General features: G+C 49.7%; 14 protein-coding genes and 1 pseudogene. 4 read left to right on the top strand and 11 right to left on the bottom strand.

Translation table 11 applies throughout. The features are described 5' to 3' along the window. Positions 1-128: 128 nt before the first annotated feature. Positions 129-2,957, bottom strand: coding sequence for a M16 family metallopeptidase (locus tag D9T21_RS11570; RefSeq protein ID WP_123325092.1), 2,829 nt, complete (start codon positions 2,955-2,957; stop codon positions 129-131). 154 nt (positions 2,958-3,111) lie between these two features. Between D9T21_RS11570 and D9T21_RS11565 the strand changes: the two genes are divergently transcribed. From D9T21_RS11565 to D9T21_RS11555, 3 genes are read left to right on the top strand one after another with little or no spacing between them, the layout of a single operon-like run. After that, on the top strand, positions 3,112-3,681 hold the full coding sequence (locus D9T21_RS11565) for an Hpt domain-containing protein (protein WP_123325091.1): 570 nt from the start codon (positions 3,112-3,114) through the stop codon (positions 3,679-3,681). Continuing rightward, the gene (locus tag D9T21_RS11560) at positions 3,681-4,376 is read left to right on the top strand and encodes a TIGR01621 family pseudouridine synthase (protein ID WP_123325090.1); all 696 of its coding nucleotides are present in this window, start codon (positions 3,681-3,683) and stop codon (positions 4,374-4,376) included. The genes D9T21_RS11565 and D9T21_RS11560 overlap by 1 nt, the downstream gene beginning before the upstream one ends. Position 4,377: 1 nt before the next feature. Further along, a complete protein-coding gene (locus D9T21_RS11555; protein WP_123325089.1) occupies positions 4,378-5,271 on the top strand; it encodes a ketopantoate reductase family protein in 894 nt (297 codons plus the stop codon). Between the two features lie 3 nt (positions 5,272-5,274). Here the strand turns inward: D9T21_RS11555 and lysS are convergent, their stop codons facing one another. The 7 genes from lysS to D9T21_RS11520 form a co-directional block, all read right to left on the bottom strand. Next, complete coding sequence (gene lysS / locus D9T21_RS11550; RefSeq protein WP_123325088.1) at positions 5,275-6,828, bottom strand: lysine--tRNA ligase; 1,554 nt, start codon at positions 6,826-6,828, stop codon at positions 5,275-5,277. A gap of 25 nt (positions 6,829-6,853) precedes the next feature. Further along, positions 6,854-7,952 (bottom strand): peptide chain release factor 2 gene (prfB, locus tag D9T21_RS11545; RefSeq protein WP_123325087.1). Its coding sequence is split into 2 segments (ribosomal slippage): positions 6,854-7,876 and positions 7,878-7,952, totalling 1,098 coding nucleotides; the frame shifts between segments, so codons are not numbered across the junction. 101 nt (positions 7,953-8,053) lie between these two features. Further along, positions 8,054-8,626 carry an NADPH-dependent FMN reductase gene (locus D9T21_RS11540; RefSeq protein ID WP_123325086.1) on the bottom strand — a complete coding sequence of 191 codons (573 nt, stop codon included), beginning with the start codon at positions 8,624-8,626 and terminating at the stop codon, positions 8,054-8,056. 44 nt (positions 8,627-8,670) lie between these two features. Then, positions 8,671-10,404 carry an arginine--tRNA ligase gene (gene argS, locus D9T21_RS11535; RefSeq protein ID WP_123325085.1) on the bottom strand — a complete coding sequence of 578 codons (1,734 nt, stop codon included), beginning with the start codon at positions 10,402-10,404 and terminating at the stop codon, positions 8,671-8,673. Between the two features lie 8 nt (positions 10,405-10,412). Further along, positions 10,413-12,002 carry a peptide chain release factor 3 gene (prfC, locus tag D9T21_RS11530; protein ID WP_123325177.1) on the bottom strand — a complete coding sequence of 530 codons (1,590 nt, stop codon included), beginning with the start codon at positions 12,000-12,002 and terminating at the stop codon, positions 10,413-10,415. Between the two features lie 163 nt (positions 12,003-12,165). Then, on the bottom strand, positions 12,166-13,038 hold the full coding sequence (locus D9T21_RS11525; protein ID WP_164464658.1) for a nucleotidyl transferase AbiEii/AbiGii toxin family protein: 873 nt from the start codon (positions 13,036-13,038) through the stop codon (positions 12,166-12,168). A gap of 50 nt (positions 13,039-13,088) precedes the next feature. Continuing rightward, the gene (locus tag D9T21_RS11520; RefSeq protein ID WP_241155698.1) at positions 13,089-13,928 is read right to left on the bottom strand and encodes a type IV toxin-antitoxin system AbiEi family antitoxin; all 840 of its coding nucleotides are present in this window, start codon (positions 13,926-13,928) and stop codon (positions 13,089-13,091) included. 332 nt (positions 13,929-14,260) lie between these two features. On the opposite strand from D9T21_RS11520, the gene D9T21_RS11515 reads away from it, so the two are divergent. Next, positions 14,261-14,458, top strand: a complete 198-nt coding sequence (locus D9T21_RS11515; RefSeq protein ID WP_241155697.1) for a hypothetical protein — start codon at positions 14,261-14,263, stop codon at positions 14,456-14,458. A gap of 133 nt (positions 14,459-14,591) precedes the next feature. On the opposite strand, the gene D9T21_RS11510 is transcribed toward D9T21_RS11515, so the two are convergent. The 3 genes and pseudogenes from D9T21_RS11510 to D9T21_RS11500 all read right to left on the bottom strand — a co-directional run. Continuing rightward, positions 14,592-15,380: a low temperature requirement protein A gene (locus D9T21_RS11510; RefSeq protein ID WP_123325084.1), complete on the bottom strand. Its 789-nt coding sequence runs from the start codon at positions 15,378-15,380 to the stop codon at positions 14,592-14,594. Between the two features lie 36 nt (positions 15,381-15,416). Next, positions 15,417-15,706, bottom strand: a pseudogene (locus tag D9T21_RS11505) (IS3 family transposase); the annotation flags it as partial. Next, the coding region (locus D9T21_RS11500) for a zinc-dependent alcohol dehydrogenase family protein (RefSeq protein WP_123325083.1) at positions 15,706-16,563 on the bottom strand (858 nt) is incomplete at its 5' end. The gene D9T21_RS11500 and the pseudogene D9T21_RS11505, both read right to left, overlap by 1 nt.

Here is a 16,563-nt window from a genome sequence, read left to right as displayed (position 1 = left end):
ACATTGGTTGCAAGACGGTTAGCTGTAGGCCGTATAATATCAAATATTTATATCGACCCAAGCATAATTCATAGCACAAAGTGGTTAATTTATGGTGCCGCAGCCCCGGTTAAGCCTTAAAATCACTGTTATTGCAGGCCTGCAGGACTCACTTCTTTTATCGCAATGCCAAGGGTTTCAAGCTGAGGCAGGATCACGTTTTTGTCTCCTACAACAACGATTTGCAATAACTCCGGGTGCAAAGCCTTGGCGGCCACAGAATCAATTTCAGCTTTACTGATATTGAGCAATATAGCTTTTTGTGCTTTTTTATAATTAACCGGTAGATCGTAGGCCAGCAAACGGCGTAAAAAAGAGGCCTTATCCAGCGGTGTTTCGTATTCTAATGCTTCACTCAGGGTAAAGGCATTTTGCATATAACTGAGTTCAGCATCCGTGATACCGCGTTGCTGATAATGATTGATTTCAGCCAGTAATTCCATAATACCCGCCGCAGTGAACTCCTGTTTCAGGTCGGCACCGGCCTCAAACCACCCCAGGGTTTTACCACCATTAAACGCCGAAAACGCGCCGTAGGTGTAACCTTTGTCTTCGCGCAGATTAAGATTAATCCGGCTGTTAAAGTCATCACCGAGGGGAAAGTTCATCAGCTGGGCACGAAAATAATCGCCGGTCGCATCATAGGGCATCGCCCGCTCAACCATTCTTACCAGGCTCTGGGCAGCTCCCGGCACGTCCACCAGCACAATTTGCTGACCATCGTACTCAGGAAACTCACCGTAATCGGCAATCTGATAGTCATCCCCCTGCCAGGTATTGATGAAGTCAAAATAGGTAGTGATTTGGCCAGGCGTCATGTCTCCCACCACCACAATGGTGCCTTTTGCCGGCACATAGTACTGCTCGTAAAACGCTTTTATATCGTCCAGGGTGATCCGGGAAACAGTTTCTGCGGTGCCGCCGGGAGGCAGTCCAACACGGTTCTCACCACCCCACAATATAGCTGTTTTAACCTGTTCCATGATAGCGCCCGGCTCTTTACGCTGGGCATTAATGTTATCGAGTAATTGCTGCTTTATACGGGCAAAATCCTCGGCTTTAAACGCCGGGTTAAACAGCTTTTCTTCCAGTAGCGCCAGCGTCTCGTTTAAGTGCTCTGTCAGACTGGAGATAAAAACCTGGGTATAACGGCCGTTACTGGCAAAACTAATAGAGGAACCCATTTTAGCCAGCGCGTTGGACATATCCTCATTAGAATAATTTAACGTTGATTCGTTCATCATCAGCGCAGTAAACGTCGATAAACCGGCTTTATCCACCGGATCCAGTAACATCCCGCCATCCAGATCCAGCGTAATGGTTACCGTGGGCGTTTCATCGTTTGTGACCCCCAGTACCTGAATACCATTGCGCAGCTTGAGCTGCCAGAAACTGGGAATAGTTACTACCGGAGGTTCACCGGCTGCTGGTATCTGGCTCCGGTCAAAATCAGACGTTGGTGTTTGGTTGGTATCTAATTGCTGTTTGTTAGCACTGACCACCACCTGGCGCTCTGGCTGACTAACAGTGGCAGGCTTAACCGCTAAAGCGGGCTGACCTTCGGGTACCACACTCAGAACAACCGCTGCCTGGTCTTTTATATACCGCTCGAAAACCCGGTATACGTCTTCCCTGGTGACTTCGCTATAACGCTCAACATCCTCATTCATTAAATCAGGCTTGCCAAAAAAGGTTTCGTTATAAGCCAGGGTTGATACTTTGCCGCTAACACTCTGCAAACCATAAATGGTAGATGCCTTAATATTCGCTTTAACTCTGGCCAGGGCATCGTCATCGAACGGGCGGCTTTCAAAGTCTGCCAGGATGGTTTCAATTTCGCTGTAAATCGAGGCCAGTGAATGTTCTGATTCCGGCGACACCAGGGCCACCAGATTGAATTCGCAGGCAAGTTCACTACAGGGATGAGAGACACCGGCCTGAACCACCTTGCCGGTTTTCACCAGTTGTTCGTAAAACACCGATGTTTTGCCACTGCCCAGAATACTGGCCAGTACGTCGAGCGCGGCTTCGTCTTCGTGCCGTGCATACACGGTAGGAAAGACTATTTGCACCAGCGGCAGGTGCACGTTGTCCTGCATGGTGATGAATTTGTTTTCGCTAAGCGATGCGGGCGCTGGCAACTGAGCTTTAACCTCAGGACCGGCCGGCAAATCACCAAAATACTTTTCAATCCAGGCTTTGGTTTGAGCGACATTAATATCACCACCAATAGATAACACCGCATTGTTGGGCCCGTACCAGCGTTTAAAAAACGCTTTGAGGTCGTTAACGTCGACCCGGTCGAGATCTTCAGTATAGCCAATCGTCAGCCAGGAATACGGATGACCTTCGGGATACAGCACCTCGCCAATGCGCTCGTGGCGGCGGGCATAAGGCTGGTTATCAATGCGCTCGGCCCGTTCGTTTTTAACGGTTTCGCGCTGGATCTCAAACTTTTCCTGGGTCACAGCCGGTAACAAAAAACCCATCCGGTCTGATTCCAGCCAGAGAACTTTCTCTAACTGATTAGCTGGCACGGTCTGATAATAATTGGTTCTGTCACGATTAGTTGAACCATTAAGCGTGCCTCCGGCATCGGTGATCAGCTTAAAATGCTGTTCATCGGCCACATTGGCTGAGCCCTGAAACATCATGTGCTCATAAAAGTGAGCAAAGCCGGTTTTACCGGGCTCCTCTCTGGCTGAGCCCACGTGGTAGGTTACATCCACATGCACCAGCGGATCAGAGTGATCTTCGTGAAGGATAACGGTAAGTCCGTTTTTTAATTGATATTTCTCATAAGCAATAGCAACAGGTTGTGCTACACTTTTTGTATTGGCCGGTGAGAGATCGGATGTCTGAGAGCAACCATATAATAAATGGGCAATCAAACCCAACAGGATAAATCTGAACAACATTAAACATTCCGGAATTTAGTGGATGGCGCATCCATCTGCGAAGGTACGTTAAGTTTACGTGACAAGTTTAACAATAATTACACGTAAATGTTTACTGTTAAAGCCTCGTCGGCATTTTTTCGTATTTACAGATATATCGAGATTACAGGAACTTATGCAAGAACAGCCAATGGTAATAGATTTTGACTTCGGATTACGGCAGCTAAATGGCAACCGTAGCCTGTTATATCGCCTGTTGCGCAAGTTTGCAGCTGAGTATCAGTCTTTGGATACCCGTTTGCAAACCATGCTCGCCCAACAGGAGATAACAGAAGCTGAGAACCTGGTACACACCTTAAAAGGCGTGTCAGGTAATCTTGGCTGCACGGCAGTCTATCAATCAAGCCGTCTGGTCAATGAAGAACTCAAACTGGGCAAGCCCGAACAGTCCTCATTGAAAGAATTAATTCACCGCCTGGCTGAAACCATCCGGGTTATTGAGGAACTACCAGACGATTCTGAGCTGACTGCAAACGCTAAAGCGGCTCCATCAGACGAAAAGCAGCAAACCTATCAGGCGCTGAGTCAGGCATTACAACATCACGAATACATCAACGACGAAAAACTCAACAACTGGCTGACAACGCTCGATCTTAATAGCAGTCACCAGCAGGAATTAGTCGATGCAGTGTCGTCGCTGGAATATGACAAAGCCCTGGCCATCTTAGAAGATGCTAATGCCTGATGACTGAAGTCATTTTCAGTCATTCCGATTTCTTCATCATTAACAAACCTGCCGGAGTTACCATGCACGATGCTAACCATGGCATTGTGCAACAGGTTTGCAAAGCATTGAAAGAAACAGACTTACACCTGGTTCATCGGCTTGACGACGGCACCTCCGGCTGTTTAATTCTGGCGCGCAACCCTCAGGCTGCGGCACGCTTCGAAGTCCTGTTTCGTACCCGACAGGTACAAAAGTATTATCTGGCGCTGGTCGAGAAGAAACCCAAAAAGAAACAGGGCACCATAACCGGCGATATGAAAAACCGCCGTAACGGTCAGCATATATTATTAAAATCGCAGCAAAATCCTGCCGTTACCCAATTTTTTAGTTATGGCTTTACCGATGCGCCCCGTCTGATGCTGGTAAAACCCTTAAGTGGTAAAACCCACCAGATCCGTGTTGCCATGAAAAGCCTGGGCAGCCCCATTGTTGGCGATACCCTCTACACCGCCATGCCCGCAGACAGACTGTATCTGCATGCCTGGGGCCTTGAATTTGAATATGAAGGTGAACCGGTAAGCGTATTCTGCACACCGTCTGTTGGCGAATATTTTGCACACAGCAGTATCGCAAACTGGCTTGCTCAGGCGCCCCACCCCAATACGCTTAACTGGCCCAGACCTGCTGTAAAAACCCGGGATAAGGATATCTGATATGACCATGACCGTGAATATTCTCGGCAGTGGTGCTATTGGCGGGCTATGTGCCGCCGGCGCACAGTTATCCGCGACACCTTATCGCTTATGGCCCAGGCCCGGCAGCACCGCGCTTAACAATGTGGCGTTGTTGAACGGGCAGTCGGTAAGCCTCGAACCGCCTGACTGTGCTGACAAAGCGCTCACGGCTAACGACTTATTGATAGTACCGCTTAAGGTGACGCAGCTTAAAGAAGCACTGAAAACCTGGCGGCATAAGTTGCCAGCTTCAACAGCAGTGATCCTGCTTCATAATGGTATGGGCGGGATGGAACTGGCAGCCAAATATCTGCCGGATAACCCGGTATTTCTGGCCACCACCAGCCATGGCGCACTTAAAACCTCGGCCACCAGTATCAGGTATACCGGCAAAGGGGAAACCATGTTGGGTAGCTCGCCCTGCCACACTACCAGAGCGCCGCTGAATACCCATATTGCGGAAATGATGAATCGCTGTATCGGCCCGGTGACCTGGCGTGATGATATCGAAACCGCACTCTGGCAAAAGCTCGCGGTTAACTGTGCCATCAACCCGTTAACCGCGCTTAACAATATCCCCAACGGCGGACTGCTGGCAGCTCAATACGCTGAAACCATTGCCGCTGTATGTGAAGAAGTGTGCGCGGTTGCCAGAGCGTGCAAGATAGAGCTTGAGGTAAATACCATCACCGATCTGGTATTTAACGTGATCGAACGTACCGCAGAGAACTTTTGCAGCATGCATCAGGATGTGATCAACAAACGCACCACCGAGATAGAGGGCATCAACGGCTACATTGTTAAACAGGCAAAGAAAAAGGGTATTGATGTGCCCACCAATACCCTTTTATACAAAGCGATAAAAACGCTTTAGCGCTTATTCAGCGTCCTGAGCCTGCACTTCCGGTTTCATGTGCGGGAACAGGATTACGTCTTTAATCGTCGGACTGTCGGTAAACAACATGGTCAGACGGTCGATACCGATACCCTCACCTGCTGTGGGTGGTAAACCAAACTCCAGGGCACGGATGTAATCTTCGTCGTAATGCATTGCTTCATCGTCGCCGGCGTCTTTTTCTTCCACCTGCTTGCGGAAACGCTCAGCCTGATCTTCCGGATCATTGAGCTCGCTGAAACCGTTGGCCAGTTCGCGGCCGCCCACGAAGAACTCAAAGCGGTCGGTGATAAACGGATTGGCATCGTTACGACGGGCCAGAGGGGAAACTTCCCACGGGTACTCAGTAATAAACGTGGGCTGTTCGAGTTTTTCTTCGGCAGTCGCTTCAAAAATTTCGCACAGATATTTACCGGCACCCCAGATCCCATCCACCTCGGGCTCTTTAATGTGCAGCTGTTTCGCCATGGCTTTCAGCTCATCAAGATGCGCTTCCGGGTCACGGATAGCGGCTTCATTTGCTTCTGGCCAGTATTTCAGGATGGCTTCACCCATACTCAGGCGGTCGAAAGGTTTACCAAAGTCGTAGTGTTTTTCTTCTACCACGTTGCCTTGGGTATCACGCACGGTATTCACCAGTTCGGTGGTACCCAGGATATCTTCAGCCAGCGTACGCAGCATGTCTTCAGTCAGGTTCATCAGATCGTTGTAATCTGCGTAAGCCTGATAGAATTCCAGCATGGTAAATTCGGGGTTATGACGGGTAGATAGCCCCTCGTTTCGGAAGTTACGGTTAATCTCGAACACACGTTCGAAGCCACCGACTACCAGACGCTTAAGATACAGTTCTGGCGCGATACGTAAGTACATATCGATATCCAGCGAGTTGTGATGCGTCACAAACGGCTTCGCTGTCGCCCCGCCAGGGATTACCTGCAACATGGGCGTTTCTACTTCAATGTAGTTACGGGTGGTGAGGAAATTACGGATACCGTTAACGATTTTGCTGCGCACCACAAAGGTCTCGCGAGTCTTTTCGCTGGTGATAAGGTCCACGTAACGCTGACGATACTTGGTTTCCTGGTCGGTTAAACCATGAAACTTTTCAGGTAACGGGCGCAGTGATTTGGTCAGCAGTTCGTAGCTGGCCATGTTCACATATAAATCACCCTTACCTGATTTGTGCAACGCACCGGCCACGCCGATGATGTCACCAATATCCAGTGAACCATAGCGGGCTTTAATGTCTTTTTGCGTGGCTTTGTCAGCATAAGCCTGAATGCGGCCGGTCATGTCCTGTAACAACAGGAAAGGGCCACGCTTGGCCATTACACGGCCTGCGATACTGACCTGGTTGTCCTGAGCTTCGAGGGTTTCTTTATCCAGCTCACCGAACTGACCTTGCAGTTCCTCGGCGTAATTTTCGCGACGGAAGCCATTCGGAAAACCGTTAGCGCGACAGTTTTCGCGGATAGCGCTTAATTTGGCGCGGCGCTCGGCAATCAGTTTATTTTCGTCGAGTTGTTGTTCGCTCATAGTCTGTTCACTTAAAGTTGAGTTACTACAGCCCCGATTTCAGGCTGGCTTCAATAAATTTATCTAACCCACCGTCCAGAACGGCCTGGGTATTACGGGTTTCAACACCGGTGCGCAAATCCTTAATGCGCGAGTCATCCAGCACGTAAGAGCGGATCTGACTGCCCCAGCCGATATCGGATTTGTTGTCTTCCATGGCTTGCTTTTCGGCATTTTGCTTTTGCAGTTCAAACTCATAGAGTTTGGCTTTTAACTGCTTCATCGCCTGATCTTTGTTTTTATGCTGTGAACGGTCGTTCTGACACTGCACCACAATACCCGTTGGTTCGTGGGTAATACGCACCGCCGAGTCGGTCCGGTTAACGTGCTGACCACCAGCACCAGAGGCACGGTAGGTGTCGATGCGTAAATCAGACGGATTGATATCGATTTCAATATCATCATCAATTTCAGGGTAAACAAAGGCCGACGCAAAAGAAGTGTGGCGGCGGTTACCCGAATCAAAAGGCGACTTACGTACCAGACGATGAACACCGGTTTCGGTGCGTAGCCAACCAAAGGCATACTCGCCTTCAAAGCGTACGGTAGCACTTTTAATGCCTGCCACGTCGCCGTCGGAGACTTCGATAAGTTCGGTTTTAAAGCCGTGCTCTTCACCCCAGCGCAGGTACATTCTGAGCAGCATATTGGCCCAGTCCTGGGCTTCGGTACCACCAGAGCCTGACTGGATATCCAGATAGCAGTCACAGGTATCATTCGGGCCGGCAAACATACGGCGAAACTCAAGGGTTTCCAGTTGCGCGATCAGGCCGTCTAACTCACCCTGCGCCTCGACGAAGGTTTCTTCATCTTCGGCTTCAACGGCCAGCTCGACCAGGCCATCAACGTCTTCGGCACCTTGTTCCAGGTTAACAATGGTTTCTACCACCTTTTCCAGGGCGACTTTTTCTTTGCCAAGGGCCTGAGCTCGCTCGGGCTCATTCCACACGTCGGGACTTTCGAGTTCGCGGTTAACTTCTTCTAAGCGCTCTGACTTTACATCAAAGTCAAAGATACCCCCGAAGCGCTGCAGTACGCTCACGGATATCCCGAATCGCATTTAGCACAGGGTTTACTTCAAACATAATGACCTTTTAACTGATTCATTTTTAAGGGCACGGATAGTACCGGATTTGGCCTGCTTTTAACAGTCGTTTTGTATGCTAAGTGCGCAGACAGAGTGCTGTTAATCCTTAAGCTTTTCAGCCATGGAGACCACTTGCGAGGCTAAGTTAGCTAACTGCTTCTTAACGGTATCGTCGGTAAGCTTGCCGGCGTCGGTAAGCTTGTCGGCCGCTTTGGCTACCGACACCTGCGCAGGCGTCACCACACACATCAGGTTTTGCATTAGCATGCGAAGTACCACCAGCACACGCATGCCACCCAGCGCGCCTGGCGAAGCGGCCATCAAACCAACTACTTTGTTTTTGTAGGCGGCCAGCACGGCTTCATCACCGGCTTTGCGCGACGCCCAGTCGATGGCATTTTTCAGCACCGCCGGATAACTGCTGTTGTACTCCGGGCTGGCAATTAAAAAGGCATCGTGATCGATAAGCAGCTGTTTAAATGCCTGGGCCCGTTCAGGAATACCGTACTCGTCTTCCTCATCCTGATTAAAGATTGGCATCGCATAGTCAGCCAGGTTGATTACCGTAACCTCTGCGCCCGCTTCGCGCGCGGCATCGGCGGCATTTTCCACCAACGCCTGATTTAATGAGCCGCTACGGGTGCTACCTGAGAATGCCAGTACTTTAACCATGAAGTCTTCCTTATTAACAAAGTGAGTGTGGGCGTTTATCAGCCTTACATTTTTTCCAGTGTTTCGATGCCCAGCAGCTCAAGGCCCAGTTTCAGCTCTTTGGCAACCAGTGCCGATAAGGCTAAACGACTGTTACGGGTGGCTTCAGGCACATCACTCTTTAATACCGGGCAAGCTTCATAAAAGCTCATAAAGTGGCTGGCCAGATCATATAAGTAGCTACACAGCACATGCGGCGTGGCATCTCGGGCAACCACATTCAGTTGTTCTTCCAGTTGTAACAACTGCACCGCCAGGGCATGCTCCTGCGCATGTTCAATGCTAATAGTGGCATTCAGTGCGGTAGGGCTCACCTCAGCCTTGCGGAACAGGCTCTGCACCCGGGTGTATGCATATTGCAGATAAGGCGCGGTATTGCCTTCAAAGCTCAGCATGGTATCCCAGTTGAATACATAATCGGTGGTACGGTTTTTACTTAAATCGGCGTACTTAACGGCACCGATGCCCACTTTGCGGGCAACATCGTTAAGTTCGTCAGCGCTTAAACCGGTATCTCTCTCGGCCAGCAATTTACGCGCACGCTCAACCGCTTCATCCAGCAGCTCTACCAGTTTAACGGTACCACCACTGCGGGTTTTAAACGGCTTGCCGTCACTACCGAGCATCATACCAAACGGGCAGTGTTCGTAAGTTTGTTCTGGCTGCATAAAGCCGGCTTTGCGACCGACAATTTCAGTTTGTTTAAAGTGCAGCGCCTGGCGGGCATCGGTCAGGATCAGGGTGCGGTCTGCGCCCAATTTTCCGCTGCGATAGCGCATTGCCGCCAAATCTGTGGTCGCATACAGGTAACCACCACCGGATTTTTGCACGATATACACTGCCGGGTTGCCTTCTTTGTCGGCCAGCTCTTCAAGGAATACCACCTGGGCGCCCTGATCTTCCACAGCAATGCCCTTCTCTTTCAGCTCAGCTACCACGTGTGGCAGATCTTCGTTATAGGCGGATTCGCCCATAATGTCCTTGCGGGTCAGACTAACATTGAGTTTTTCATATACTTCTTCACTGTGCGAAATAGACACATCGATGAACAGATGCCAGAGCTCGGCACACTGCTGGTCGCCGCTTTGCAGTTTCACGACATATTCACGGGCCCGATCGGCAAAGCCTTCTTCCTCATCGAAACGGATTTTGGCTTCCCGGTAAAAGTTTTCCAGATCAGAAAGTGCGGTTTCGGCTACGGCATTGGCGCTGAGTTTATCGCTCAGGTGCGCCAGCAGCATGCCAAACTGCGTGCCCCAGTCGCCCATATGGTTTTGGCGAATAACCTTGTGGCCAAGAAACTCCAGCAGTTTAACCACCGCGTCGCCAATGATGGTGGTACGCAGGTGACCAACGTGCATCTCTTTGGCCAGGTTCGGTGAAGAATAGTCCACCACCACCGTTTGTGCATCCTGAGAAGGAATGCCAGAGCGCGCATCTTCCAGCGCCTGCTGGCACTGCTGTGCCAGCCAGTTGTCGGCCAGATGAATATTAATAAAGCCAGGGCCGGCAATCTCAAGCTTGCTGGCCACGTCATCAAGTTTTACGTGCTCTAAAATAATGCCGGCAATATCACGGGGCTTTTGTTTAAGCTGCTTGGCCAGCGCCATGGCACCATTAAACTGATATTCACCAAACTCAGGTCGGCCACTGCGTGCTACCGGGATCGGTGCGTCGGTAATGCCCATGTCACTTAAGGCCTGAGAAAAACGAGAAATAAGAAGTGCGTGAATATTCATTGTGGTCTCTAGTGCTCGCGAGTCGTTCTAAATTCAATATCGGGGTAGCGTTCCTGTGCCAGCGACAGGTTCACCATGGTTGGCGCAACGTAAGCTAAGTTATCACCACCGTCTAGCGCCAGGTTTTGCTCGGCTTTACGGCGGAATTCATCGAGCTTCTTCTCACTGTCAGAATACACCCAGCGGGCAGTGGCCACACTGACATGCTCATACAGTGCATCAACGTTGTATTCGGCTTTAAGGCGTGCCACTACCACGTCGAACTGCAGTACACCTACCGCACCAACGATCAGGTCGTTATTCGCCAGTGGGCGGAATACCTGTACCGCGCCTTCTTCAGACAACTGAATAAGGCCTTTTTGAAGCTGCTTCATTTTCAGCGGGTCGCGCAGGCGAATGCGCTTAAACAGCTCCGGCGCAAAGTTGGGAATACCGGTAAAGCGGTAATTTTCACCCGAGGAGAAGGTGTCACCAATACGGATAGAGCCGTGATTGTGCAGGCCGATAATGTCACCGGCGTAAGCTTCCTCGAGCAATGCCCGGTCGCCCGCTAAAAAGGTGAGCGCGTCGGAAATACGCACATCTTTACCAATCCGCGTATGACGCATTTTCATGCCTTTTTCGTATTTGCCTGACACGATACGGCAAAACGCAATACGGTCGCGGTGTTTAGGGTCCATATTAGCCTGGATCTTAAACACAAAGCCGCTGAACTTCGGCTCCAGTGCATCCACACTGCCTTTATCGGTTTCGCGACCTTGTGGCTGCGGTGCCCAGGCCACGAGGCCATCAAGCATATGATCCACACCAAAGTTACCCAGTGCGGTACCGAAAAAGACCGGCGTAATTTCACCCGCCAGGAACAGCTCCTGATCAAACTCGTTAGAAGCCCCCATGACCAGCTCAAGTTCATCCCGGAACTCAGCAGCCAGGCCATCGCCTACTGCGGCATCCAGCTCCGGGTTATCCAGCCCTTTGATGATCTGAACATCCTGAATGGTATGGCCCTGACCGGTTTTATACAAAATCGTTTCGTCTCGATGAATGTGGTAAACCCCTTTAAACTGCTTCCCACAGCCAATCGGCCAGGTCACCGGTGCGCAGGCAATGTTAAGTTCTGTTTCCACTTCATCCAGCAACTCCATGGGGTCGCGAATATCACGGTCCAGCTTGTTCATGAACGTGATGATCGGCGTATCCCGAAGACGGGTCACTTCCATCAGTTTGCGGGTGCGATCCTCAACCCCTTTTGCCGCATCAATTACCATCAGACAGGAGTCAACAGCAGTGAGTGTGCGATAGGTATCTTCAGAGAAATCTTCGTGTCCCGGCGTGTCGAGCAGGTTAACCAGATTATCACCATAGGGAAATTGCATAACGGAAGTGGTAACGGAGATCCCCCGCTCTTTTTCCATTTCCATCCAGTCGGATTTAGCATGCTGGCCGGACTTTTTACCTTTAACGGTACCGGCGGTCTGCAATGCTTGTCCGTATAACAGCACTTTTTCGGTGATGGTTGTTTTACCGGCGTCCGGGTGCGAGATGATAGCGAATGTTCTTCGCTTATTGATTTCATTAAGAAAATCGGCGTTTGCCATGTATCCAAATTCCCATTTTGTACAAAAGTTTGTACAAAAAAATAAAGTTAACTCTAAGCCCTGATTTTCAAGTTGTCTGCCAAGGCCTACAGCCAGCAAAACCTCCCATCAAAGCATTGATAAATTTGAGCGCCATTCTAGCAAAATGTCTAAGCGCTATAAATCATACGCCCAGTACTTCTTTCAGCTTTTCTAGCGCCGGCTTATGTTTTTCATCTGGCATTTTAGCCAGATTAATTTGTTTCCACTTAATGGCCGGAAGCTCACTAACTCCGCTCAATTCGAGCAGCGGCCAGTCTGGCTCACGGTTTTTAAACGACAGTAAAAACGCTTTTTCATTTTCGGTTAGCCCTTGATGAATAAGCGCTACCAATCGATCCCTAACTGCTTCCAGCTCTTCCAAGGGAACATCGGTCTCGGCCATGTTGGCAAATTCACCCGCATAAATGGCCGAAATATCCTTAAACTGGGGCTTTAGCAATTCGGCCATAGGCCTATTGTGGCTTGAGAGATACACCAGCAAAGCTTTGCGAATCTCGTCAGTCAGCCCTTCATTTTCCAAAAGCCACTTAACATCAAATAAGTCTCTTGGATGCTGTCTATCCAATGCTGCACATATTTTACCAGCATATAGATCCGCCAATGCGACGACAGGAACTTCTACATAACCGAATTCATCTTCTACAGCGGCGCACACTTCCATGAGCTTCGGCTCATAAACCGTGCCGCGTAATACAGGTGATAATTCCACCTTGATCTTCACACCGTTGCGGGCAACGATCAGCCTCAGTGCATCACGCTTCGACTTATAGGCTTCGGTCAGCTCTATGTCTTTAAACGCTGCTTTTAATTCAGCACTGATAGCATCGAGTGCATCACAAATTTCCTGCAAGGCTTCATCACGGCCTTTCATGGGCAGATAGACCAAATCAATATCAACAGACAAGCGCGGAAATTCTCTGACAAAGAGATTAATTGCTGTACCACCTTTAAGCGCAAAACATTCCTGTTTAGCGACAAAAGGCAAAACCTTCATCTAAAGCTGCACTTGCTTGTAGTAAATGCTATTTCTATCCATCCCTGAACTTACCCTTCACTCACCGACGCCATATGCGACGGCACGGTTATTAGATACTCCGCATCCAACTTCCCGCCTTTAGCAACAACACGCTTTCCTGAGCCTAAATCGTAATCCTTTACCTGCAACTTGCTAAACCAAGGGTAAGCTTGGCGCTTCGCAAGCCAGAAGAACAAGCGTTTAGCCTTTACGCTTTTGCATGCGATTAAAAGTGTATCAAGCTTTCTGGGTGACAAATTCACCAGACCTTGCATAAGTTCATCAGCGTGCTCAAATGACACGTTTTCCGGTAAGTCCGTCAGTACTTCCAGTATGGCTTTCTCTGGGCATGAAAAATACACAGGAGGCAATTCCGCTTCCCACTCATACTCTTTAACGAAAGCTTTATCCTTAGATAAGCTTTCAGGCCACAGTTTACTTGTACTATGCCCTTTAAACTCAACGGGCAGCGATAGACGCGCAAGCCACGTCGGCAACTTTCCCGCAGCATATAAGTGGATATGTGGCGTATTACCCAATGATAAATACTGTGACAAACCCGATAAGGAGAGAGCAGACAGCCCACCGACCACCACAGGCGGCAGTTGTTCGCCTTCCCGCCTTTCCATACGCTGCATAGAAGATATTACGCCCTCCCAACTCACCGAGCGGGAGTACTGGCTATAAACACCTGTAGCTAATAGCAATAACGTGTCAGTTTTGACCGCATTGTCCAGTGCATGAGCACTTAAGCCCTGCTCTGCCAACCACTTTTTGGTAGCCAGCATGCCATAGGGCAAAAGCGTCTTAAGTGACTGTTTATAAGCACCTTTCGCTACGTCTTCCTGTAAAGTAGTGCCCTTATCCAAGCGCAAAAACCTTTCTATAGTTTATCATTTGCCAATTTTGCGGCGAATAGCGCCGTGAAATCTAATTTATATAAACTAACATATAAAGAACCAGTTTACCACCTTTAAGTTTTACGGCGCTAACCGCCGTAAAAAACCACATTCTTAAACCGCAGGATTTAAAAGAAGGCGCTATCGGTATTATTTAAACTTTTGGGGCTTCAGCTTGACGACAGCGGATACAAGACAAGCGAAGCATGAGCGATTTAGGCCGTAAGGCCGCTGAGCCCCAAAAGCGCGCCAGAATTTAAGCCCTCACCGCCATGGGCGTCCAGCCAGAACGCGCTTGCCGGATGACCCAGTCCTTCGTTGCCAACGAAGACCAACTGTTCAACGCCTGGCGCAACATCGAGGAAGGCATCCAATTCAGCCCGCGCTACGCGCAGTTGTTCATGAAGCTGGAAGAGTCACTGGGGCACGCCATGCGGGAGGACGCACGGCTAACTGTGGACGAAGCGCCGGCGTGGACAGCGCCGACGGACAATCACTGATCACGAAAACAAAAAGGCCGGCTTGATGAATACTTCCGAACAGAATGTGGTTCTACGGCTTAATGAGCATAAGAAGAGCGCATCAAATCCCTGACGGCTATTTGTCAAATTGCATGGGCGTAGCCATGTTCCATCACAGTATTTTATCAAACCGGCGCGCATCTCTTACCGCTAGAAAAATCGGTACACCAATCTGCGAGAACAGCGCCAGGGCCCAAAGGCCGTTGCTGACAATCGACGGTATGAGGGGATGAACGGCTAGCACAACCAGCGCCATGACAATGCCGAACAGCCTCAGGCCGGCGCTATGGTATTTGTCGGTGGCATCAGCCACGGTTCGACGCAGCGCCCATAGCGAAGCTAAAAACACCGCAAGGCCGACCGAGCCAAGCGCGGCGTAGCCGGGCGGATAAGGCTCCCACAGGCCGACGTAGACTTCTCCGGCCAGCGCAACGCCAATCGTCACCGCACTCCACAAAATCACGATGTGAGCAAACCAGTATCTCAGCAGCACGGCACTGGTGCGGCTCTTCGGTTTTTCATTGCCGACGCAGTCGAAATAAGTCCAGGCCAGCGCGAAATACATCCAGCCTTCACCGCCCACGTCGGGAATCGCCGCTGCGATGGTCATCATTGTGACAATCTTAAGTGCCATCACCACGCGATGCGGCATGTCCGTGGAGATATACAGTGAGTTATAGACCGAGCTGTCTGCCCAGGCATAGAAAATCGCCAGGAACATTCCCGTAAACACCCAGAATCCTTGCCACCCCAGATGATGGGACAGGTAATTCCCCAGAATGAAAATTGTCACTACATGGACCAGATCGAAGAAAAGTTCCACCCAGTGCACGTGGTCATGGGCTTCATCGACATCCATGTGATGGCGCGGTCGCCGCCAGAGAAGATCGTTAATTACCATACACTACCCCTTTGTCTTATTGTTCTGGCGGGGGTTCTACCCCGTTTCTACGGACGGTTTAAAACGTTTGTAAACTACCTGTCTTGATTCGCTACTCTAAGTCGCATTAATGGATTATGAAACCGCTCGATGTAAAAAAATATATCGGCACAATGACCGACAGCACTCATGCTCCCCAATAAGTCGTTGTTTTTTAAGTACCGTTGATAATCGCCGCTGGTAAATTGCGTTCCACGATCCGAAAGCAGTATTGCCTGTGTCGCCTCAGGACGTTGCCAGACTGCCATATCCAGCACAACACACAGATAAAGTTTTCCTTCATCTGTTAATCAAGTACGACCACTATTTTACCAATCTGCTGATTGGACTCCAGATAGTGATGCGCTGCTACTATCTCTTCAAATTTAAAGCTTCGATCAATGACAGGCTTGAGTGTTCCCTCGGATAAACCCGAGTGGATAAATTGCTTTGCTCTGCGAAAACGCTCGATGTCTTTTATAACTTCAGTAAACACATATCCCCTAACTGTCAGACTTTTACGAAGTGCTATTTTTAAGGGAAAAGGAGTGACTTCGGGACTTAATGCTCCGTGTACTATTATTGTTCCTTCAGGGCTCATTGCTTCAGCAATTTCAGCTATCTGCGGCCCACCGACAGCATCAAATGCGACTTTTAAATTGTTTTCTCCCAAGATACCTCTCAAGCTATCCAGCAGCGGTTCTTCTTGGGCTGCAATCACATGGGCCGCGCCAGCCTTGAGCACAGCAGCCTTTTTAGCTCCTGTTAGAGTTGTAGCGATAGGGATACCCCCCAGAGAATTCACAATTTGAATCGCAGCCAATCCAACACTGCTCGATGCGGCGGTTATCAGTACTGCATCGCCTTTTTGCACGTTAGCAATTTCGACCAAAGCGCCATAAGCTGTCAGGTACTGCATCCAAGCTGCTGCGCCTTCGGCAAAGGTTAGCCCTGCTGGTTTGAGTGCCACATATTCATTTGGTACGACAACCTCTTCTGCGTAGCAGCCGTTCTGAGAAAGCCCCATCTGAGGGACAATACAAACCTCGTCCCCAAGGCGTAAATGATTTACCTCTTCCCCGACTTCAATGACTATCCCGGATGCTTCATAGCCGATTCGCGAAGGGAAGTCAGCCTTTTCTATATAGCTGCCTCGCCTAAACAT

It is taken from the genome of Marisediminitalea oceani (assembly GCF_003731635.1).
GTDB lineage: Bacteria > Pseudomonadota > Gammaproteobacteria > Enterobacterales > Alteromonadaceae > Alteromonas > Alteromonas oceani.
Note: the sequence above shows the minus strand (reverse complement) of the source record. Positions and strands in the feature narration are given on the sequence as shown.

What these genes read in the sequence shown, in the direction of transcription:
- D9T21_RS11570 (WP_123325092.1), bottom strand. Translation starts at nt 2,957, where the DNA reads ATGTTGTTCAGATTTATCCTGTTGGGTTTGATTGCCCATTTATTATAT.
- D9T21_RS11565 (WP_123325091.1), top strand. Translation starts at nt 3,112, where the DNA reads ATGCAAGAACAGCCAATGGTAATAGATTTTGACTTCGGATTACGGCAG.
- D9T21_RS11560 (WP_123325090.1), top strand. Translation starts at nt 3,681, where the DNA reads ATGACTGAAGTCATTTTCAGTCATTCCGATTTCTTCATCATTAACAAA.
- D9T21_RS11555 (WP_123325089.1), top strand. Translation starts at nt 4,378, where the DNA reads ATGACCATGACCGTGAATATTCTCGGCAGTGGTGCTATTGGCGGGCTA.
- lysS (WP_123325088.1), bottom strand. Translation starts at nt 6,828, where the DNA reads ATGAGCGAACAACAACTCGACGAAAATAAACTGATTGCCGAGCGCCGC.
- D9T21_RS11540 (WP_123325086.1), bottom strand. Translation starts at nt 8,626, where the DNA reads ATGGTTAAAGTACTGGCATTCTCAGGTAGCACCCGTAGCGGCTCATTA.
- argS (WP_123325085.1), bottom strand. Translation starts at nt 10,404, where the DNA reads ATGAATATTCACGCACTTCTTATTTCTCGTTTTTCTCAGGCCTTAAGT.
- prfC (WP_123325177.1), bottom strand. Translation starts at nt 12,002, where the DNA reads ATGGCAAACGCCGATTTTCTTAATGAAATCAATAAGCGAAGAACATTC.
- D9T21_RS11525 (WP_164464658.1), bottom strand. Translation starts at nt 13,038, where the DNA reads ATGAAGGTTTTGCCTTTTGTCGCTAAACAGGAATGTTTTGCGCTTAAA.
- D9T21_RS11515 (WP_241155697.1), top strand. Translation starts at nt 14,261, where the DNA reads ATGACCCAGTCCTTCGTTGCCAACGAAGACCAACTGTTCAACGCCTGG.
- D9T21_RS11510 (WP_123325084.1), bottom strand. Translation starts at nt 15,380, where the DNA reads ATGGTAATTAACGATCTTCTCTGGCGGCGACCGCGCCATCACATGGAT.